The 20,230-nt window shown below is 55.2% G+C and carries 17 protein-coding genes; 6 read left to right on the top strand and 11 right to left on the bottom strand.

The genetic code is table 11. The features are described from left to right. Window positions 1-35: 35 nt before the first annotated feature. Entirely contained in the window at window positions 36-746 is a 711-nt protein-coding gene (locus OLTU_RS09290; protein ID WP_141732482.1) for a hypothetical protein, read from the bottom strand. A gap of 629 nt (window positions 747-1,375) precedes the next feature. On the opposite strand from OLTU_RS09290, the gene OLTU_RS09295 reads away from it, so the two are divergent. The 3 genes from OLTU_RS09295 to OLTU_RS09305 all read left to right on the top strand — a co-directional run bounded on the left by OLTU_RS09295 (window position 1,376) and on the right by OLTU_RS09305 (window position 5,451). Beyond that, window positions 1,376-1,885: a HAMP domain-containing protein gene (locus OLTU_RS09295; RefSeq protein WP_176736467.1), complete on the top strand. Its 510-nt coding sequence runs from the start codon at window positions 1,376-1,378 to the stop codon at window positions 1,883-1,885. 69 nt (window positions 1,886-1,954) lie between these two features. Continuing rightward, the gene (rlmN, locus tag OLTU_RS09300) at window positions 1,955-3,067 is read left to right on the top strand and encodes a dual-specificity RNA methyltransferase RlmN (RefSeq protein WP_141732484.1); all 1,113 of its coding nucleotides are present in this window, start codon (window positions 1,955-1,957) and stop codon (window positions 3,065-3,067) included. An 80-nt stretch (window positions 3,068-3,147) separates the two neighbouring features. After that, window positions 3,148-5,451, top strand: a complete 2,304-nt coding sequence (locus OLTU_RS09305) for a flagellar assembly protein A (protein ID WP_141732485.1) — start codon at window positions 3,148-3,150, stop codon at window positions 5,449-5,451. Window positions 5,452-5,604: 153 nt separating this feature from the next. On the opposite strand, the gene OLTU_RS09310 is transcribed toward OLTU_RS09305, so the two are convergent. Then, window positions 5,605-6,330 (bottom strand): PilZ domain-containing protein, encoded by a 726-nt coding sequence (locus OLTU_RS09310; RefSeq protein WP_176736468.1) that lies wholly within the window; start codon window positions 6,328-6,330, stop codon window positions 5,605-5,607. 152 nt (window positions 6,331-6,482) lie between these two features. Here OLTU_RS09310 and OLTU_RS09315 point away from each other — a divergent pair, with 152 nt between their 5' ends. Next, the gene (locus OLTU_RS09315) at window positions 6,483-7,238 is read left to right on the top strand and encodes a TlyA family RNA methyltransferase (RefSeq protein WP_176736469.1); all 756 of its coding nucleotides are present in this window, start codon (window positions 6,483-6,485) and stop codon (window positions 7,236-7,238) included. Window positions 7,239-7,281: 43 nt separating this feature from the next. On the opposite strand, the gene OLTU_RS09320 is transcribed toward OLTU_RS09315, so the two are convergent. Beyond that, a complete protein-coding gene (locus OLTU_RS09320) occupies window positions 7,282-8,235 on the bottom strand; it encodes a sigma-54 interaction domain-containing protein (RefSeq protein ID WP_141732488.1) in 954 nt (317 codons plus the stop codon). A 109-nt stretch (window positions 8,236-8,344) separates the two neighbouring features. On the opposite strand from OLTU_RS09320, the gene OLTU_RS09325 reads away from it, so the two are divergent. Beyond that, on the top strand, window positions 8,345-9,940 hold the full coding sequence (locus OLTU_RS09325) for a long-chain fatty acid--CoA ligase (RefSeq protein ID WP_218109941.1): 1,596 nt from the start codon (window positions 8,345-8,347) through the stop codon (window positions 9,938-9,940). 3 nt (window positions 9,941-9,943) lie between these two features. Here OLTU_RS09325 and OLTU_RS09330 read toward each other — a convergent pair whose 3' ends face one another. Then, window positions 9,944-10,768 carry a pentapeptide repeat-containing protein gene (locus tag OLTU_RS09330; protein ID WP_141732489.1) on the bottom strand — a complete coding sequence of 275 codons (825 nt, stop codon included), beginning with the start codon at window positions 10,766-10,768 and terminating at the stop codon, window positions 9,944-9,946. Between the two features lie 171 nt (window positions 10,769-10,939). Between OLTU_RS09330 and OLTU_RS09335 the strand changes: the two genes are divergently transcribed. Next, window positions 10,940-12,073: a hypothetical protein gene (locus OLTU_RS09335; protein ID WP_141732490.1), complete on the top strand. Its 1,134-nt coding sequence runs from the start codon at window positions 10,940-10,942 to the stop codon at window positions 12,071-12,073. A 50-nt stretch (window positions 12,074-12,123) separates the two neighbouring features. On the opposite strand, the gene OLTU_RS09340 is transcribed toward OLTU_RS09335, so the two are convergent. From OLTU_RS09340 to OLTU_RS09370, 7 genes are all read right to left on the bottom strand, one after another. After that, entirely contained in the window at window positions 12,124-12,858 is a 735-nt protein-coding gene (locus tag OLTU_RS09340) for a hypothetical protein (protein ID WP_141732491.1), read from the bottom strand. Window positions 12,859-12,973: 115 nt separating this feature from the next. After that, window positions 12,974-14,425, bottom strand: coding sequence for a M17 family metallopeptidase (locus tag OLTU_RS09345; RefSeq protein WP_141732492.1), 1,452 nt, complete (start codon window positions 14,423-14,425; stop codon window positions 12,974-12,976). Between the two features lie 88 nt (window positions 14,426-14,513). Further along, window positions 14,514-15,329: a phosphoserine phosphatase SerB gene (gene serB, locus OLTU_RS09350; protein WP_141732493.1), complete on the bottom strand. Its 816-nt coding sequence runs from the start codon at window positions 15,327-15,329 to the stop codon at window positions 14,514-14,516. A gap of 377 nt (window positions 15,330-15,706) precedes the next feature. Next, complete coding sequence (locus OLTU_RS09355; RefSeq protein WP_141732494.1) at window positions 15,707-16,651, bottom strand: LysR family transcriptional regulator; 945 nt, start codon at window positions 16,649-16,651, stop codon at window positions 15,707-15,709. Between the two features lie 137 nt (window positions 16,652-16,788). Next, window positions 16,789-17,055 (bottom strand): hypothetical protein, encoded by a 267-nt coding sequence (locus OLTU_RS09360; RefSeq protein ID WP_141732495.1) that lies wholly within the window; start codon window positions 17,053-17,055, stop codon window positions 16,789-16,791. Window positions 17,056-17,283: 228 nt separating this feature from the next. Continuing rightward, window positions 17,284-18,819: a DUF4301 family protein gene (locus OLTU_RS09365; protein ID WP_141732496.1), complete on the bottom strand. Its 1,536-nt coding sequence runs from the start codon at window positions 18,817-18,819 to the stop codon at window positions 17,284-17,286. 60 nt (window positions 18,820-18,879) lie between these two features. Further along, the gene (locus tag OLTU_RS09370; RefSeq protein WP_176736470.1) at window positions 18,880-20,151 is read right to left on the bottom strand and encodes a HEAT repeat domain-containing protein; all 1,272 of its coding nucleotides are present in this window, start codon (window positions 20,149-20,151) and stop codon (window positions 18,880-18,882) included. Window positions 20,152-20,230: the final 79 nt, after the last annotated feature.

Genomic DNA, 20,230 nt, shown 5'->3' on the forward strand with positions numbered 1-20,230 from the left:
CGAGAAATTCTCGCCTCCTGGCAGGCATCAACGCATCATACAAACACATCCATGACTTCGACGAGCTTAAAGTCTCCCGCCACTTCATTCAGCTTGGGAGAAAGGTCAAACTCCATCGCCGCTGGTTTCAATCTCAAAAGGAGATTGGTGAGAAACTTCTCACCCTTGCCATGGGCTTCCGTGAGAAAATAGTCTCCGTAGGCATCAAGAAAGTCAAGCGCGTCTTCGACGGAATCCTTACTCGGCTGTTCCATCAGATGCTGGATGCCACGCTGCAGCCATTGCGAGAGTTCCTGAAAGTTGATCTTTTCCTTGATACCAATGCGCAGACAGTCATTGCAGATCTGCGTTTTGATATCAGGGGGCAGAAGCTCCAGATAGTTGCCGTAGGTGTAGTTCAAAGTGCGATAGGCGCCGCGACGGTTGCGGGACATTTCCATCAAACGGACTTTTTCCATCACCTGGCTGTACGCATCGACTGCGTTCTGGACCGCTTTGCGCTCGCGCTCCTGCAGAGCTTCAAGCTGAACCTTGTGGCGATCACGCAGCACAACAAAGGCCTTATGCACCTCGTTGTAACTCAGGGGATCATGCACATCCGGATTTTTGTTCAGAGCATCCGTCAGGAACTCAACGACGTGCGGGACTTTTGTATGGGTTTGCTCAGCGATCTGGACCAGACTCCATTTGACGCTATCCGGCCAGATTTTCAGCACCGCTTCCAATTCGAGAATAAAGTCCAGCATCGTCGCCTCCTTAAAGGGAAATGAGGAACGCAGCGCTTGTACGCTTTTGTCTTGTTGAGTTTTGCTCTTTAAAACAGCTTACGGCCTGGCCGAGTGAAATGCAAAATTTTTGGAAGAGATTGACGTAGCGGCGGACATGCGGTGTGAGGCATCTTATGGAAAGAGTTGTCTCCTTTTTCTTGAACTTCAGGATTCAGCAAAGGAGGCGTTTTGCAGATTCCTCAAGACCCTGCGAAATCTTGGGAATAAAACCAAAAAAATAAAGAGCAGCCGGAAAAACAAGGGGACCCCCTTTTCTTCCGGCTGCTCTTGACCTGCGACTGGCGTTCACTCCCGGCCCAGAGACCGTAGAGCGAAGGCGCATCACACTTTATTTGGTCCGCAATGATCGACGCAGGCGCATCATACGACGCTTCTTACGACCAACTTTACGACGACCTTTGGGATGCTTTCTTCTATGTCTTGACCCGTGCAATGTCCACTCCACACGTTAAGGTTGTGACCGGAGCCAGGAGCCTAACGGCCTTCCGGGAAAAAGGCAAGATTTTTCTTGCCCCCTTTTCGCCGCTCAGGGCACACTGTCAATGTGCCACAATCCAAGCCCTGACCCATTCGGAGGCCCCCGCTGTATGAACCTTTCCCCTGCTGATCATGGTCGTCGCCTCGTTCCGATGCTGACGGAATTTTTTTGGCACTCACGCTTTGGTGTGCAGGTGATTGCGACCACCCTCATCTTCCTGGGCTGCGTAAGTTTCTTCATTTATCAGGCCTTTGAGCAGCAGTATCAGAATGTTGCCGAAATCTTCAAGGTCGTGAATCCCGAGCTGAAGCATGAACTGGTCTTCAATGACATTCTGATGCGGAATGTGATCTTCCTGATTATCTCCATTCTGGCCTATATCGTGGCCATGGTGATCCTGATCATCCGTTCCCGCCACAAGTATTCGGGCCCCCTGGTGTCGGTTCAAAAGTTTATCGAAGCCGTCACCCGCGGTGAGTACAGCCATCGCATCGTGATCCGCAAAGGGGATGAGATGCAGGAGCTGGTCGTGGCCCTGAATGAGATGGCCGAGCATCTGGAACGTCGGCATGGCTCTATGGCGCAAGATGGGGCCACCGACTGGGTTTCGGGTTCCTGATTTCATTGTCTTTGTCTTGCATGGCCCGGGTTTTCTCACTATGGTAGGGGCCTACGAGGAAGACCCGTCATGCAGGACATGTACAGCCAATCCCTAGCCGATCTTGAGCAGTATTGCACACGCCTTGGCGTGCCTGCAGTTCATGCCAAAACACTGTATCGTCGCCTGTTTAAGGATTTCGATACCGCGCCCTGGAATACGCCGGGACTGCCGGTGCTTCTGGCTGAGCAGCTGCGCGTCGACATGCGCTGCAATGAGGCCAGCATCGCCCAGGAATCGCTCTCACGCTATGACGGAACCGTGAAATTCCTGGTGCGTATGGACGATGGTTCCCTGGTGGAATCCGTGCTGATGCCCGAGAAAAAGCGCATCACGCTCTGCATTTCAAGTCAGGTCGGTTGTGCCATGGCCTGCACCTTCTGTCACACGGGACGCATGGGCCTCAAGCGCAATCTCACCGCCGGAGAAATTGCCGTGCAGGTGGTTTTGGCCCAGCGCTGGATTCGCGAGCATGCCTCCTGGCGCGAGGAACGCGGCTATCCCTGGTTTGCATCCATTTCCAATATTGTCTTTATGGGCATGGGGGAACCGCTCGACAATATCGAGGGCGTGTCCCAGGCTCTGCGTATTCTTTCCGATCCCCTGGGTTTGAATTTGGCTTTGCGTAAAATCTCGGTGTCGACCGCCGGGCATCTGGACGGTCTGAAAATTCTGTTGGAACGTTTCCCCAAAGTCTCTCTGGCCTTGAGTTTGCACGCCACGACGGAACGCGAACGTTCGCAGCTGATGCCGATCAATCGCCGTTGGCCCATCGGCACCATCCTGAATTATCTGCGTGATTTCTATCAGCAGCGTGATGGCGATTCCTGCCTGCTCGTGCAGTACACGGTGATTCGCGGCGTGAATGACAGCCTGGATCACGCCGATCGCCTGGTGGAACTTCTGCAGGGCGTGCCCGTGAAATTGAATTTGATTCCCCTCAATGAGGTGGAACCCAGCCGCTTTCAGAGCCCTGAACCGGAATCCCTGGAACGCTTCCGGGATCATATCAACGCCGCAGGTGTGCGGGTCATGATCCGCTACAGCAAGGGCCAGGATATTGCTGCGGCCTGTGGGCAGCTCGTCGTGAATGCAGAAAAAAGAAAAACCAGCCCTTTATCCGAACCTGTCACCATATCCTGATTGCGCATCCTCCTCCCAAAGTCCTATCATAAACAGAGACAAAATCGAAAAAATGGGCAGGCCTCGGCAAGGAGTGATGCGTGGAGCAGGACATCCGACTGGTGTACGCTGCAGTCAGCAATCAGGTTCGCGTCAGCTTTTCCGTGGAACTGGTGCAGGAAGATCGTAAACCCCCCAAGGATCTCTACAAGAGAGCCAAGGCGAAGCTCGAGGATGAGCTGAGCAAGGGCAATATCGAAGCCTACGTGATCTATGAAAATGCCTTCAATCAGTTTTGGAATCATCTGCGGAATGAGGATGAACTTGCGGATAAAAACGTGATGTTCTGCATCGCGCAGGGTTTCCGCCATTACAAGGACATCCAGGTGAAGGGCGGCGGACGCGAGTGGAACCTGACCGTGACGGCCAGTCCCGAGGTCCTGACGAAAATCGGCTGGCCCCGGTTTCATGCCTTTGTGCAAAAACAGATGAACCTGGAACCCTATGCTACTCCTATGCTTCATACGCTAATTCTGGAATGCTACTGGCGTGCGCTGCGGGGCGAGAAAATTCAGAATCGGGTGCTGGCCGCCACGCCCCTGGATGAAGAACTGCCGCCGCTGAAGTTTTCTCTCGATAAAACCAGGGGCACTCTGATCCTTTGGATCAATAGCGCGGATCTGATTCAGACCAACGGTCAAAAGAAAGTGCAGGCCCAGGTCCAGGCCTTTCTCGAAAAAAACAAGGCGGCGCTGCCGGATTATACGCCTCTGACTCGGGAATCCACTGAGCTTTTGAAAGAGCTGAGCGCGATGCCGGAGAGTTTTGGCTATGGTCTGCCGCTCGGCATCCCCGTGGCCTTGAAGAGCGCCGCCGTCGCCAGTACGGTGAAAAAAGAAGCCGCATCCCAGGCCGCAGCGAAGGATGTCTTCAAGAGCACGCGCGCGGCAGCGGCCCCTGTGGCCAAAGCTCCGGAAAAAGCTTCCCAGACCGCGGATCCCCTGATTGAAATCGAAATCAGTCCGGATGGTCTGGAAGCTCAAATCAAATGGGCGGATGACAACAAACTGCAGGGTGGAACTTACGATCAGGATCAAACCTGGCTGGATAAGGCCATTCAGGAAGCCGGCATCTGCTATGGGCATGAGATGTTCGTCGCCAAGATCATGAGTCTTGTGGCGCTCGGTCAGAGCATCAAAAATCAGATCGTAGCCCGCGGCGTCGCGCCCATGCCGGGTGATCAGGTTTATCTGCATCCTTTGTATCTGGACAAAACCATTGAAGATCACGAGAACGTCATCGATCTCCGCTCGGCTCAGAACAAACGTGTGGTGGATAATGGAGACGCCGTCGCCGAACTTCGTTTCCGTAATGGCAAGCCCGGGACGGATGTCTTCGGTCGGGTCCTGCATGCCACGGTCAAGCAAACGAGCAATACGATCACGTCCGGACCGGGTGTGGAGCGGCGGGAGGATGGCCGGTTTTATGCGCTTTTGCGTGGCATGCCGAAAATTGAGAGAAATAAGGTCTCCTGTCTCAACGTGTATGTCCATCGGGGTGACGTCAACTTGAAAACGGGTGATATTAACTTCGACGGCACGGTGGAAGTGAAGGGCAATATTGATAACGGCGCGCGCGTTTACGCGAAGGGTGATTTGATCGTCCGTGGCGGGATTGGTCATTCCCGCATCCGCTGCGGGGGGGATCTGAGCGTCAGCAAAGGTATCGTGACCTCACGCGAGGGCATGGTGCATGCGGGTGGGGATGTGAACGCTCTGTTTGTTGAGAACAGCCGCGTGCTGGTGGAAGGCACCCTGGAAGTGGAGCAGTCGATTATCAACAGCGACTGCAAGGTGGCCGGTGAGATTGTGATCAAGGGCACCGCCAAAGGGCTGATTGGGGGCGGGATCGTGGTGAGCGAAACCGGTATTCGCACCCAGGACCTTGGCTTCGCGGATGGCGAGAAAACCTTATGCCGCGTGGGCAGTGACTGGCGTCTTGAGCATCGCATCAGTATCCTGCGTGGGCGGGAGGCCAAGCTCAAGCGATTCGTGGCCGATCGGCAGTATGAGTTCGATGATCTGACCAAAAAGAAAGCGGTCGGGGAGCGCATCGAAAAAGTGGAAAAACGGCTGATCAAAGGCAAAAAGCTGCTCGAAAGGATTGAAAAGCTGGCGGAAACCACCCGGGCCAAAATCCGTTGGAATGATATGGCCATCCTTATCGTCCGCGGGGTGGCGGATCCCAACGTCGAGATCTCCATTGGCGGTCGGGTCGTGGGTGTTCCGAAAAGCTTGCGTGAGGTCATGTTCACGGCCGTGCGTTACCGCGACCAGTTTGTGAATTCACTGATTTATCTGGAGCAATATAAGAAGGCGCGGATGGTTGAGGGAGATGCCGTGTGAGGGGCGATGGTGCCTGGCTGCCAGCACGGATCGTTAAGCCCACGCCATTGCCTGGCTGCCAGCGCGGATCGTTCCATCCACGCCATTGCCTGGCCTCCAGCGCGGATCGTTCCATCCACGCCATCTGCCTGCTCACCACGGGATCATCAGCAATTATAGATAGTAGACCAGCTTGGGATCATCGTGCTGGCTCTTCGCGATATACTTTTCCAGACGCTTCTGCGAGTCACCGTTGAAATCTTCAAAGCGAATGCCCAATCCGGCCGGCGTATTCTTCCGCGAATCGGCATTGATCCGGCGCACGACTTCGCCTTCCACCTTGATGGGTTTCTTATAACCAGGCAGCGAAAAGCTGAGACTCAGCTTGGTGCCAGCCGGAATATCCAACTCAGTGGTCAGAAGAATGCCGGACTTGGAAACGTCCTGAATGCTGCATTCGTAAGTCTTGCCTTCATGCTCAAACGAGACTGAACCTTCATGATTCACACGTTCCGTCCCGCGGATTTTCTCTTCGAGGAGGTTACGAACCTGCTCAATGAAGAATTCACGCGGCACCGGCGTCTCGATGAAAAGATCCGGACCATTCTCCCGCGCTGTCACGCGCTTGGGCAGCGGCTGGACGCTGGTAAAAATCACCGGAATCGCGGCGGTTTCAGGCTGCTTTTTGAAATGCTCGCACATGGCAACCGCATCGATCTCTGCATAGTCAAAGTTAATGACGATGACATCAGCCGGTTCCTTATGGAGCATATCCTTGGCCTGGCCGAAGTTGGTGGCTTGGCTGATGTGGGCTCCGACCTTGCGGTAGCCGGCCTTCTCCAGGTCGGATGTGATCCGCTTCTCGTCAACAAATAGAATTTTAAGCGTTCCCTTCGACATAATGCACCGATCCTCCCGACAGGGGCTGTAGTCAACATCAGATGATGAATCATCGGCAGAGTCTTCAAAATATTGAGTCCAAACTTGAACTTGACGGTAAACCATGGGAAAACTTGCGGAATGGGCATAATTCAGGAGGTTCCCAAGGACGCATGGCGAAATCGGAAAAAAAGGATAAATATCGCCTGGATGAACGCCTTGTCAGCCTGGGTCTCGTCCCGGATTTGACCGAAGCCCGGGCCCTGATCATGGCCGGGCAGGTCCTGGTCGACGAGCAAAGAATCGACAAACCGGGGCAGCTGGTCCGGGATGGCCAGAACCTGCGTTTGAAGGATCAGAGACGTTTCGTCAGCCGGGGAGGCGATAAACTTTGGGGAGCCATTCAGGATATGGGGCTCGAAACGCTGGTGGCCGGAGCCACGGTGCTCGACTGTGGAGCCTCGACCGGCGGTTTTACTGATTGCTGTCTGCAGCTTGGAGCCAAAAAGGTTTATGCCCTGGATGTCGGCCATAATCAGCTGGCCTGGAAGCTTCGCACCGATCCGCGCGTGGTGGTCAAGGAGCAGTGCGATATCCGGCAGGTCACAGAGGTTATTGATGAAACCATCAATCTCGTCGTCGCCGATATCAGCTTCAATTCCGTGGATCGCTTGCTGCCCGCGCTCTGTGGCGCTGTCCCGGCTCATGCTGTCCATTTTCTGATCCTGGTGAAACCGCAATTTGAACTCGCTGCAGACGCGGTTCCAGCCGGTGGGGTGGTCGCCGATGACGCCAGCCGTCAAACGGCGCTGAACATTGCCCTGCAGGCCATGCAGCGGGAGGGTTTGGAATATATCCAAAGCGTTGATAGTCAGGTCACCGGCCGTGAAGGCAATCGGGAGATTTTTGTGCTCGCACGCCGGAGTTGACGAGGCGATGGCTCGTGCATGCGCACCATCCGGGCGGAACCATTCACCCCAGCCGATATTCCCGCATTTTCCGCCAGAGCGTGGCGCGACTCATGCCGAGCTTTTCTGCAGCCTCCTGGCGGGAACCGCCCGAGACTTCGAGCGCATCCAGGATGCTTTTGCGTTCCCGCGATTTGATATTGTCCTCGGTACCGGGTGGAGATTCGCCGCGCAGCTCCGGGGTTAAATCATTCAGTGTCACCTCAGGCCCTTCACCCATCACATGCGCATACTCCATGACATTGCGCAGCTCGCGGATATTGCCGGGCCAGGGGTAACTGAGCATGGCTTCAAGGGCCTTGGGCTGAATGCGCAGCACCTGACGGGATGCATTCTGATTGAGCTGCTCCAGAAAGCGATGCGCAAGCATGGTAATATCCTGCCCACGCTCCCGAAGCGGCGGCAGAAACAGGGGAATGACTCGCACGCGATACATAAGGTCCGCGCGGAATCTTTGTTCCTCGACCACCTGCCGGAGCGATTCGTGCGTCGCGGAAATCAATCGCACATCCACGGCTTTCGGTGTGGTGGATCCCAGGGCCGTGAACGTTTGTTCCTGCAAAACGCGCAAGAGACGCGGCTGCACATCGAGCGGAATTTCCGCGATCTCATCCAGAAAGAGCGAACCCTTGTGCGACACTTCAAAGAGCCCCTTGCGATTCTGGGAGGCTCCGGTAAACGCACCCTTCACATGACCAAAGAGTTCCGATATGGCGAGTTCACGGGTCAGCGTTGCACAATTCAAGGCGTGAAACGGACCCTGGACCCGCCGACTGAGGGTGTGAATGGCGCGTGCGGCCAGCTCCTTTCCCGTTCCGGATTCACCGCGTATCAAAACCGGCGCCTCGGTGTTCGCGGCCTTTTTGAGCATTTCAAAAAATTGAAACATGGATGGGGATGAACTGATCATGCCTTGAAAATTTTTCACAACAGCCGGCGGCATATAGCTCAAAGGCATGGCAGACTCCACGGGTGAATACTCACGTCAGGATAATCGCAAATTTTGCGCTTTCCTATCCAAAAAAAATTTGCGAGCTTCATTCCAAATCATACACAAGGGGGCTCGCGTGTTTGAATCCACCATGATGGACATTCCTTTAACAATCGAAATGATTCTGGACCGCGCCCGGTCCACGGCGGCGGACGTGGAGGTCGTGTCCCGGCTTCCGGATCGACAACTTCATAAAACCACTTACGGCGCAATCGCTGAAAGAACGGAAAGACTGGCCCGGGCGTTGATTGACGCCGGCATCAAGCCGCGGGATCGGGTGGCCACGCTGATGTGGAATCATTCCCAGCATCTGGAATGCTATCTTGGAATTCCTTTGGCGGGAGCGGTGATTCATACCTTGAATCTGCGTCTGCATCCGGATGAAATCGCTTATATCGCTGCCGATGCGCAGGATCGTTTTTTGATTGTGGATGACGTCCTGCTGCCACTTTTCGAAGCGTTCCGTGGTAAACATCACTTTGAAAAAGTGATCGTGGTCGGAACCGCGAAGCCGCTGCCCCCGGATGCCATTCCTTATGAAGATTTTCTGGAGCGGGGCAACCCGCAGATCACCCTGCCTAAAATTCAGGAAAATGATCCGCTGGGATGCTGCTATACGAGCGGCACCACAGGTCGCCCCAAGGGTGTGGTATATTCCCATCGTTCCACCATTCTGCACAGCCTGGTGACAGCCTTGCCCGACTGCCTGGATTTGTCACAGGATGACTGCCTCCTGGCGGTGGTCCCGATGTTTCATGTGAATGCCTGGGGGCTGCCTTATACGTCCGTGCTCGTCGGCGCGCGCCAGGTCCTGCCGGGACCTTTCCTCGATGCTCCCAGTCTTCTGGATCTGATGGAAGCGGAAAAGGTCACCGTAGCGGCCGGGGTTCCCACGATCTGGCTGGGCATTCGCGAGGAACTCGATGCCCGACCTCGCAACCTGAACGCTCGCATGGTGGTGGGCGGAGCGGCGGCGCCGGAGCAGTTGATTCGCGATTTTGATCGCATGGGATTGCAGCTGATTCAAGCCTGGGGCATGACAGAAACCTCACCGGTCGGTCTGGTGTCGCGTCTTTCACCGGCCGCCCGGAACCTGCCTTTGGATGAGCAGTATAAACTGCGCGCGAAACAGGGGCGTCCGGCGCCTCTGGTTCAAATCCGGGTGTGCAATGAAAAGGGTGAAGTGCCAGCGGATGGAAAAACCAGTGGCGAGGTGCAGATCCGAGGCCCCTGGATTACCCGTGGTTATACGTCCGGTGTAGTCGATCAACGCTGGACGGCGGATGGTTATTTTAAGACGGGTGATGTCGCCAACCGCGATGCCCTCGGTTACATCCAGCTTACGGATCGCACCGCGGATCTGATTAAATCCGGTGGTGAATGGATTGCCAGCCAGACGCTGGAAAACGTAATCATGGGTCATCCGGCGGTGCGGGAGGCTGCGGTCATCGGCGTGCCGCACCCCAAATGGAGTGAAAGACCGCTGGCCGTGGTGGTCCTGAAACCAGGAGCCAAAGCCAGTTCCGACGAATTGAAGGAGCATATGGCGCCGCATTTTGCGAAATTCCAGCTGCCGGATGCCTTTGTTTTTGTGGACGCCATTCCACGAACGTCAGCCGGGAAATTCAAGAAAACCGAGCTAAGGCAGGAGTATCGTAACTGGTCCTGGTAATCCTTAATTGCATTGACCGATGGAGCCCTCGGCACAGACGCGACCGTCCATCCAGAGGGCGCCGCTGAGCTGGGCTCCCTGCCAGTTCACAGTTCCATTGAAGGTGGCGCCGGTCAGGTTCACGCCGCGCATGTCGCTATCCTGGAAATCCACGTCACCTTCAAAGGAGGCATAACTGAAGTTGGAATCGATCAGCCGGCCTCGCACAAAAGCGAAACGACCCTGGCTGACGATGGCGGAGAAATTGCCGAAATCAGCCGCCGAATCCTCGATGCTCACATCCTGAAAACGGGTGGCGCTCCAGTTGACGGCAGCCAGGCAGGTATTCTTCACATTCAATTCCGTAATATCCGCATCCGCAAAGTGGGAAAGCCTCAGATCGGAATCCTTAAAGCTGGCCTGGCGCCAGGCCGTGCGCGAGAGTTCTGTCAGGATCATTTCACTGCCTTGAAAGACTGCGCGATCCCACTGTCCCTGGACAAAGGAATTTTCCGACAGGCATGACGCCTGCAGGGTCAGATCCTGCCAGGCCTGTTGATCGGTTTTCCGGGAGGCGAGGCGAATGCCGTGCAATGTCTGGGAGTTTCCCAGACTATCGACCGTTTGCAGCTCAGCCGCAAGCGAGGCCAGCCCACAGACCCGTGGGGGTGCCGATACCTTGCAATCATGGATGCCGGAAAAGGGCGCCGTGATCGTGGCCTCCGAAGACTCCACAGTTTTATCTGGGATGTCCGTATCAGCGCTGGCGGATTTACCGCGTAACCGGGAGGACGAGCAGGCGGAAGGGATCATCGACAGGATCAAAATCACGAGCAATGACGCGTACATGGCATTTCCTCATGGCTAATCCTATCGTAAGAGGTTTGTGTGTTTTTACCCGAATCGCTGCCTTATCGGCTAAATTAAGGAAAAACTTGAGGGAAGTCTAAATTTGTACGGATCGGTAAAGTTTTCACTCGAAATTCCGATAGCGTCTGCACTTGCAATTAGAGGCATACCATGAATCAGGATTGGCTTGTCCTACGACTTCGGTCGTGGGTGCTACTGCTCGGTCTTTTTTCGCAGATGATCGCCTGTCAACAGAATGGCCCTCTGCAGGGGCCCGTGCGTCCAGCAGATAAGAAAACAGATCCTTCTGATAAGCAGACTGAGGATGATGCTGAGGCCGAACGCGTTTCGCCGCCCAGCAATATCATTGGTTCCTATCTCGCCTGTATCGAGAAAGAGGAGCTTGGCAATAATATTCAACAAAACGCCACGCTGCAGTGCGGTGTTTACCGTGAACCAGGTCACACCAATATGCAGGTCACCTTGCTGAACCAATGGCAGCTGACCGGCTCCACGGCCGTCCTGCGCGCCGTGTCACCAGGATCCGCGAGTCTCGTTGAAGTGCAGTTCCAGGCGTCTGATTTGATATCCCTCAAGCAGTCGATCCGTAAAGCGCGCCTGACTGTTAAGGTCGATAGCGGTGATAGCTTTGGAGGCGTGGTGTCCGACCTTGTCCCTGCGGACAGTCGTCTTGCAACCGTGAATGCCAACAAAACGGCGAGTCTTGTTCCGCTTTGGAATGAAGGCTTTGAAGGAACCCAGTTCCCCGACTTCGATTCCTATCTCTATCATGAACTGAAGGAATTTGTGATGACCACGGTCATCGACTGGGTGAACCCCACGACGCAAATTCCTTCCTGTGGTCTGCCCCTCTTTGAGGCGATGCGTTTCGCAACGCTGGAAGGTGGCGTGGATAACATCGGCGCCGCCGAAGGTCAGCAGTTTGTCGACACAGACAGCGCCTGCTGGCCCGAGGATGCCATCGACCCCATACGGGGCGCGAGCAATCTTGCGATTCGCAAGGAACTTGTTTTGAATGCCGGTCGCGTGTATCGGGTCAGTTTCAAAGTCCGTCAGCAGCCTTTGCCGGGTGGAGTTGGTCCATTCCTTCAGGGTCTTCAGGTCAAGATCAACGGCCAGGTGGTTCGCGATCTTCGTGCCTTTACGAATGCCTGGCAGGACGTGAGCTTTGAGTTTGTGGCCGCCAGCGGTCTGACCAAGATCGAATGGGTCGATGTCGGCGCTGCGGATGACTCGGTTGGTGTTCTGCTGGATGACCTGCGCGTTCAGGTCGAGAATTTCTAAATTCCTATGAGCCTCCATCGCCTTCGATGGAGGCTTTTGCTGGCCTCATCTTATAGAGGCGCATTCTCTCCACGATGAGCCGTAGCCATGCTGGACAAGGCCCGACAGAAGGCTTTGACATCCAGAACCACAGCACACTGTTCCTCAGCGAGAGAGGCGACCGCCTCGGAAATCACATCAGCCAGGAGTTCCTGCTCATCTTCGGGAATGGCGGCTTTGGCAAAGAGTTCCGTGAGGGCCGTATTGTCGTTCACCACACCCTCGTAGGCCTTGTCGGTGCGGGTCAAGGATTCCGCTGGCGCTGTTTCGCCATTGAGAGGGCGCATGGTGACAAAATCCGGGTAGCCGGTCGTAGGGGCCCGGGTAATCACAAAGTGATAAGCGCAATCGACCTCGGGAATATCATCCAGCTCATCCATCAGGCTTTGCAGGGCGAGCAGAGCACCGCGGGCTTCATGCAGAGGCAGCCAGGTCTCGTCCATGTCGTCCGCAACGATGTAGTCCGTCAAAAATGCAAGTGCGGTTTCGGCCGCGTCGGACACAGTCTCGCCATAGGCGTGGAGCTGCCCGTCCTCGTCGATATGGATGCCATCGCTTTCCAGGGCTTCGGCATCTTCGTCCTCGTCCTCGTCCTCATCGGACACGTCATCTTCATCATCCGCGTCAGCTTCTGAAACTTCGATGGGTTCTTCCAGAAGTCGCTCCGGGCGATCGTCGGAAAAGGCAAAGGAATCTTCAAAGGCCTGCAATAGTTCGTCAAAGGTAACGCCGAGATAAGAGATCATACCGGACTCCGAGGTGGGAAAATAAACAGCTCACAAAGGTTCACCCTTGTTACAGGATGAGCACCCCGGGGTCAAGCTTATAGGGCAGTCTGGTCCTGGCTTTGCGGCCGATGATTTAAACATATTCCTGAGTCAGCCGCGATATGAGTTGAATTCCGTAGCCCGTACCGAGGCCACCCGCCGTATTCGATGGGCCGGCCATATCGATATGAAGCCAGGGAATATCCAGGTCATCCATATGGCTATAGATAAATTGGGCGGCACAGCTCGGCTGCGCGTTGCTGCGGTTTTTCACGGAGTTCACCATGTCGGCGATCTGGCTTTTGAATTCATTTTGATAAAGCTCCGGCGCGAAGGGCAGGGGGACCACCATGTCACCGGTTTCCAGGCCGACTTTTTTCGCGAGCTGCTCCAGATCTTCACGGTTGGAGACGACGCCGGCATGCAGAAGTCCGGTGGCCACCATCTGAGCGCCCGTGAGCGTGGCCGCGTTGATGATCAGATCCGGTTTATATTTGCGGGCACAGTAGGATAAGCAATCGGCGAGCACAATGCGGCCCTCGGCATCGGTGTTATTCACTTCCACCGTTTTGCCCGAATGCATTTTGATCACATCATCGTTGCGGAAGGAATGCGGACCTATCGCATTTTCCACGAGGCCCACGCAGGCGATCACGCGATGCGGACACTTGTTCAGGATCAGATAATGAAAGGCCCCGAGTATCGCCGCGGCTCCGCCCATGTCACCCTTCATGCCGACCATGCTGGCTCCGGGTTTCAGGCTCAGGCCGCCGGTATCAAAGGTGACTCCTTTGCCGGCGAGCACCACCGTTTTTTTCGCGGTCCTGGGTTTATAGTCGAGGATCACCATGCGCGGAGGCTCGGCCGCGCCTTTGCCGACCGCGTGAATACCCAAAAGACCTTCCGTTTTCAGGCGGCTCCCGACGATTTCCTTATAAGTGCAGCCCGGAATGCCCTTGAATTTATCCTTCACCTCATCCGCAAAGGCATCCGGCGTCAGTTCATTGGGCGGCAGATCCACGACCTGGCAGGCCCAGACCACCTGCTCGCTGAGACTGCGCACGCGCTCGTTGGCCTCGATCACATGTCCTTTGTGATCGAGCGCGATGACATGAATGGTTCGCGGTTTGGCATTTCTGCGGCGGTTCACAAGGCGCAGACGCCGGGCCACTGCGGTGGCCACACTTACATAATGTTCGGGCCGATCGAGATAGAGCACCACGAGGGAATGCTCCTCGCTTTCAATAGCGTCGAGCTGCTGAAAAAACCATTCCCGGCGGGTTGGACTGTTATCCTTGGCCACTTTTTCGGGAAGTATGCCCATCACCACCTTGTGGGGGCTCGTGAGACCGGTCAGGGTTTGAAAGCTGATGGGCGTGCGTCCGAGGCGGGGGGTTTTCAGAGCTTCCTGAAACAAGGCTGCGACCTCGGCCGGCAGAATTTTTTCATGCAGTTTGTTTTGAAAAGCCTTGAGAGACCCGACCATGAAGACAGCACCTTTTTTAGGCAGAATACCTTTGGTGCTGTTCAGAAACCTCAGATGCATGCAAACCTCATCGAAAACGGAGAGGCGAAGCCAGACTGGCCTCACCTCCCTGTTGATACCTGATCGTCATTCATTCCTATTTGTACCACTAAAGAAGGGCATGTACGAGCACTCGATGGTCGTGAAGATTGGCGCCGTGGATATGAGGCAAAAGCACGGCCTTGGGGTGATAGCCGATCGCAGCACCGGCCTTGAGCAGCATGGGCAGGTCATTGGCACCGTCGCCGACAGCCGCCACGTCCTCATGAGCGAATCCGCGCTGCCGGCAGATCGCATCCAGATACCCGGCTTTGACTTCGGCGTCCACGATCTCACCGATGAGTTCGCCGGTCAGCTGACCGTTCGCCACAGCCAGTTCATTGGCGCGGAAACCCTGAAAATCCAGCTCGCTAACGATCTTTTGCGCCAGCGGGTTGAAGCCGCCGGAGACGAGATGAAGTTCCACGCCGCGTGCACGAGCCGCCCGGGCGAACTCGTGCATGCCGGGATTGATGGTCAGCCTTTGCCCCACGCTGTCGATGACTGTGGCCGGGACCCCGCGCAGCATGGCCACACGCTGCCGCAGCGCCTCCTTGAAGTCGAGAAGGCCGGCCATCGCCTGCTCCGTGATGCGATGCACCTCCTCCTCGCGACCCGCGGCCCGGGCCAATTCGACAATCGATTCCTCGGCGATCACCGTGGAATCCATATCGAGGAACACAGCCTTCCACGGGCGTTCCGGAACAACCAGGGCGGTGTTGCCGGCACTGTTGATCCCCAGGACCTGTTGGCGAACCGGGCCGGGAATGGGTCCCGGCTGATGCGCATAGACATGAAGGTTCAAATCGGTGACAGTTTGTGGGGGATCAAAACCCTTGAAGAGCGAGGATCGTGTGGCATCGACGATCAAACGATAAGACGACATGGAAACCCTTTTTCACGTTAAATGTGCAGGGATCAGCTTTGCTTTATGGAAATGCTTCGATTCCGGGCGGGGAATCAAGAGAATTATGGGGGAGGTGCTACGGATGTGTCATGAGGGTGGAAGGGGCAGATGATATCGGGATCTGTCGGGAGAACATGTGTATACCGGAGAGCTTTTTTGGAGTAAAGGTGGCCGCCTTCCAACCCTCTTGTTCATTCTTAGGCCACTTTATCGTTGCTTCATAATGCTGTGAAATTATTTAATCTTGGTAATTGTAATAAGCTCGCCTTATTGCTTGTCAATTTTCCGCAAGCCAACTCATCCTCAGAGACCGCATCCTTCTCCGCAAGCCAACTCATCCCAGAGTCCGCAACCCATCACTTTTCGGTCTTGTCCGGCGCGGGCAAGGGAGTCTGTCCCATCTGCTCTGAGATCCACTGCAGGCAGATCTTCGCCGCCAGGCCCATGGTACGCTTGCGTAGGTAAGCCACGCGGATTCGATTGGAAACGGTGGCCTTCACATGCAGACGCCGCAGTTTGGGCTCACGGTTCAGAAGACTTTTCAGGCTGGCCTCGGGCAGGAGCCCGGCCCCCATGCCTTCCCGCACGAAGTCGGCCACCGCGTGATGATCCATCACGGTGCAGCGGATATCGAGCTCCTTCGGCAGGCGGTTGAAGTTTTTCTTGAACCAGGCGTTCAGGAGTTCAGGTGCTTCCACATAATTCACAAAGGGCAGACGGCAGTAGTTGTCAAAGAGTTCATCGGACTCCTTGAACTGCTGCACGAAATCCTCGTGACAGATGAGATCGTACGGATCGCTGGCCACTTCATCGAATTCGATATTGGGCTCGTTGACAAATGCGTCGGCAAAGGCAAAGTCCAGACGACCCTTCTCGAACCAGGTGCTCAGCTCACTGGCCAATCCCACCCGCATGTCGAACTTCACTTTCGGATGCTGGCGTCCAAATTGAGCCAGCAGCTCCGTAATCCGACGTTCGCGAAGGGAAGGTGAGATTCCAACTTTGACACGACCCTGCAGCTCATTGTCCTGGTTGGAAATCTGCCGCAGCGTATTCTCCAGATCGTCCAGGCGCCGGGAACACTCGGCATAGAGCTGTTCAGCTTCATCGGTTGGGATGATTTTGCGGTTGATCCGATCAAAGAGAATGATACCGAGTGTATCCTCGAGTGACTTGATCTGCTGACTGACTCCTGATTGAGTCAAGTGCAACTGCTTGGCTGCCAAAGTCATACTGCGAGTCCGATACACTACGAGAAAAATGCGTAGATAATTGAGGTTGAGCCTGGCAAGCAAAGACATGATACGTTGACCTCAGTTGTTGGCCGGCAGGATTCCGCGCCCTTTTGCCAAGGGCGGAACCATCTCATATACCTCGAGCGTCCTAAAATGTCAGCAGGTTTCTTCCCGAGGAAGCAGGGGTATGAACCCGGCCCACCTCATGGATTAAAGAGTTTCTCACGACTCAGATAGCAGTAGTAGAAATGAGCAGCATCCAAAGCATCAACCCAAATGGTGTCGTGGTAGTAGTCATAGTGGGCCGCGATTTCCTTGCGTTCGATGGCATCCAGCACAAAGTCCTGGTCCAGCTCATAGAGCTCGCACATTCCACCCAGAGATACACGCTTGCCTTCGTATTGTCCTGGGTCGTGACCCAGCTCCACCAGAGCTTTTTTGAAGACCGACTTGCCGACTTGCGGACCCATGAAAGAACTCCTTCCGAGAATGGTTGGGGTTATCTATTACCATTCTAGGGAGGGTTTACGGTGTTCTTCAACGGGTAAACCTTGCAGTACGGGTGCTACGCAGGGTGCGTGCTGCCTGGGTCCTGGCGGGTTTGTGGTGTCAGGGGATTGTCGTTTCGTCAAAGGACTGGCGGACGCCCTATCCGAAAACCCCTCGTATGGATCGGGCCTGATGTCCGCCGTTCAACCTCATGACATGGGTTTCACGCCATCGAGCAGAGTCTTGTGCGGATGGAACAATTTCCGGGAAATTTCCGGATAGAGGACATTGGCCGTCAGACTATTGCCGATCACTTCATAGAGCACGATTTCATGATAAACCACGGGTTCCCCATGCATGGTTTTTTCCGCCAGGATCCAGAACGGACAATTTTCAAGATCATAGGCGCGGGAATGTTCCGGGATCTCCGCCGCGACAAAGACCGGATTGAAATGCGTGGCCTTGGTCGGATCCTCCAAAAACCGTTTGCGATCCACGGCGCTCACATGCGGCAATTCCAGACAGATGCTGACTTCGCCGTCTTTGGTGTGGGCGAAAACCGGTGTGCCGCCTATGTCTTTGCCGCTATTTGGAACCTGGCCCAAGGTATTCACCGGCCGATCATAGAGTTCCTTCAGCGCGCGTTTGTCCTGATGATTGCGGCGCATCCGGAGCGCATGCGACTCGGGACAATGGAAGCCCTGCACCAGAAGTTTCCAGAGCGGCAGCCAGGGGCGTTCCAACTCCTTGAGCCACGAGCCGGTCGGTATGGGCCGCGGGTTGACCATATTCTGCAGGAGTTCGTCCGCCAGCTGGGCCGCTGTTGTCAGATCATCGCTGTGCAAACTTTGCCGAATGCGGCGGACGGTGGCCAGAACCATCTGGTGCTGCACGAGGAAGAGTTCGGTTTCGTCCTGCACCTCGCGACTCCAGCCGTTGACGTTGTCGATATTGCGAATGAACAGCGAGTGCGCGGTGGGAGTTTTTTGCCGAACATCCTGAAAGAGTTTCACGAGCATGCCGTGGCCCGCAGGCACGATGGAAAGTTTACCCTCGGGCGTGCGGTAAGGCATTCCATCCGGACGAAAGCGCAGCGTGGAAAGCTGTTCCCCTTGCTCCAAAAAATAAAGCGGATGCGCGTCCTCGGGGGTCTTACCGGCGAGGTGCTCGGCGAAGAGACCAGACTGCTCCAGAGGCGCGACGTAATATTCCGCCATGATCCCGTGGATTTTTTCATGCTCCTGCTGCTTCATCTGCAGAAACGTGGGACCATCCTTCCAGCAAGGCAGAAGTGCCTTCGGCAAATCGATTTCCGTGATGATGTCCTTGGCCTCTTCCGCGCTGATGCGGGGGCAACGCTCCTGCGTAATAAATTGCGTCAGGTGCAGAGGCAGAGGCCAGCTGCTTGCGTCCTGCTGTCGCAGGCTGCGATGCTGGGCCTCGATCTTTTCCTGGTCGCCTTCCTCCAAAGCCTGACGCAAATCCATCAGAGGTTTGAAGTAACGACTCGCCGCCCCTGCGGCCGGAACGAAGGCCGCAAAACCCTGGGCTTTATCGCGATGGATTTGATGCAGGTAACGCGGGGGAAGAATGCCCCCGTTTTCCAGTCGACAGGTATCCTCGACAGGGATGAAAAGATCATCCCGATTTTTTACACCTTCCGTGATTCGCTGCTGATGAATCTGAATATCATGCACATCCAGATTGAGGTCGCGGATTTCAGCAACTGACATTCCTTTAAGCATAGCGCAACTCCATGGCCCCTTGTTGTTCCTACCTTTGAACACGCCATGGATTGCCGCTTTCTAGACCTTGCTTGCCATCCGTGCCTGTCTCTTGAGCGCGGCCCGTGCCGCCTGCCGGACCATCGGGGATGGATCCTGGGAGGCCAAAGGTCGCAGAAGATTTTGTGAAACATCCGGCTTATCCGCAAGGGGGAGAGCTTCGCAGATCTCCGCGCGAATCCACGCGTGTGCGTGATTATGCAGCAAATTTTCGAAAACCTCTAGCAAAGTCTCGTCTTTTTGCTGTTGTTTTAAAATTTCAATCAGCAGCCGCAAAGCCTCTGGAGTCAGAAGGGGCGTTTGATTTTTCATCCAGGTCATCCGGTCTTCGCTAGGATGGCTAAGCAATCGCTCCAGGACTGCAGCCTGATAAATGGCGGGCAGCCCCTTGAGTGCCGGATGCCGAACGGCACAAGCCGCAAAGGCGAAGGCCGCACGTGTCAGCTCCAAACCCTTGGCACTCAAGCGAATCAGGCTGGGCAGAGGGCGGCGACGGCTTTCTTCATACACGAGTCCACAACGGCTTAGTGTACCCAGATCGCTGCTCAGATGTTCGCCAATGCCACTGCCGGCGATGGTTTTAGCATCATTGCCTTGCCAATTGCAGCAGAGCAGGATGTTAAAAAGACGATTGAGGTATTCCGGCGTCAGCGTCTTTTTCTTCGTGTAGGGTTCCCGCTGCAGTATATTCTTCAGGCGATACAGGTCAAGGATCCATGGGCAGGCTTCCTGCTCGATGAAGATGCGGCTCATAATGCGATAGAGTTTGCTGGCCAGCTCCGGGGCGAACTGAAAGAGTCCAGCGGTTTCGGCGTCCTGGTCGAGCCGCACAGCCGTGCGCAAAAGTTCGATCAGATTCCGCCCAAAGCCGATGTCATCGGCCAGCTCCTCGTCATTCGTGGCCAGGGTGGAACAGACAAAGAGGTGTTCGAGAAATTCCTCTTCATATTTTTCCGCGGTCCAGTCGATTTCAATCGGAGTATAAGAATGCAGCAGATCCAGGCTGTTTTCCACCAGTTGGGTGCCGAGGTGTCTGGGGATCTGGAACTCACTGCATAAAAAATCGATGGAAAGCTCAGAGAGGATCGGGGCGTTATGCCAGGCACGCTGCCGTATCAGGAGATAGGTCAAGTCAAAAGTCAAAGACCGTGAGAGTGCCGGACTGAAGAGTCGTAGATCATGTTCCTGCATCAGGAAACCATGGATTCTTGTCTGGAGTTTAAGCAGCAGGGAGCCGAGGCCCTGTTGATCGAGGTAGGAGGCTTTGCGATGTGCGCTTCTGACAAAGTCCATAGTCATCTCCTTAAACTTATCCCCCATTGTACCGACAAGACAGAGAGACTCATAAGTGGACAAAATTAAATTCAGTCCA

Source organism: Oligoflexus tunisiensis (assembly GCF_001748245.1).
GTDB classification, from domain to species: Bacteria; Bdellovibrionota_B; Oligoflexia; order Oligoflexales; family Oligoflexaceae; genus Oligoflexus; species Oligoflexus tunisiensis.

What these genes read in the sequence shown, in the direction of transcription:
- OLTU_RS09310 (WP_176736468.1), bottom strand. Translation starts at nt 6,330, where the DNA reads ATGTCGAAGGGAACGCTTAAAATTCTATTTGTTGACGAGAAGCGGATC.
- serB (WP_141732493.1), bottom strand. Translation starts at nt 15,329, where the DNA reads ATGTCGTCTTATCGTTTGATCGTCGATGCCACACGATCCTCGCTCTTC.
- OLTU_RS09345 (WP_141732492.1), bottom strand. Translation starts at nt 14,425, where the DNA reads ATGCATCTGAGGTTTCTGAACAGCACCAAAGGTATTCTGCCTAAAAAA.
- OLTU_RS09315 (WP_176736469.1), top strand. Translation starts at nt 6,483, where the DNA reads ATGGCGAAATCGGAAAAAAAGGATAAATATCGCCTGGATGAACGCCTT.
- OLTU_RS09295 (WP_176736467.1), top strand. Translation starts at nt 1,376, where the DNA reads ATGAACCTTTCCCCTGCTGATCATGGTCGTCGCCTCGTTCCGATGCTG.
- OLTU_RS09290 (WP_141732482.1), bottom strand. Translation starts at nt 746, where the DNA reads ATGCTGGACTTTATTCTCGAATTGGAAGCGGTGCTGAAAATCTGGCCG.
- OLTU_RS09335 (WP_141732490.1), top strand. Translation starts at nt 10,940, where the DNA reads ATGAATCAGGATTGGCTTGTCCTACGACTTCGGTCGTGGGTGCTACTG.
- OLTU_RS09355 (WP_141732494.1), bottom strand. Translation starts at nt 16,651, where the DNA reads ATGTCTTTGCTTGCCAGGCTCAACCTCAATTATCTACGCATTTTTCTC.
- OLTU_RS09340 (WP_141732491.1), bottom strand. Translation starts at nt 12,858, where the DNA reads ATGATCTCTTATCTCGGCGTTACCTTTGACGAACTATTGCAGGCCTTT.
- OLTU_RS09330 (WP_141732489.1), bottom strand. Translation starts at nt 10,768, where the DNA reads ATGTACGCGTCATTGCTCGTGATTTTGATCCTGTCGATGATCCCTTCC.
- OLTU_RS09370 (WP_176736470.1), bottom strand. Translation starts at nt 20,151, where the DNA reads ATGGACTTTGTCAGAAGCGCACATCGCAAAGCCTCCTACCTCGATCAA.
- OLTU_RS09360 (WP_141732495.1), bottom strand. Translation starts at nt 17,055, where the DNA reads ATGGGTCCGCAAGTCGGCAAGTCGGTCTTCAAAAAAGCTCTGGTGGAG.
- OLTU_RS09365 (WP_141732496.1), bottom strand. Translation starts at nt 18,819, where the DNA reads ATGCTTAAAGGAATGTCAGTTGCTGAAATCCGCGACCTCAATCTGGAT.
- OLTU_RS09320 (WP_141732488.1), bottom strand. Translation starts at nt 8,235, where the DNA reads ATGCCTTTGAGCTATATGCCGCCGGCTGTTGTGAAAAATTTTCAAGGC.
- rlmN (WP_141732484.1), top strand. Translation starts at nt 1,955, where the DNA reads ATGCAGGACATGTACAGCCAATCCCTAGCCGATCTTGAGCAGTATTGC.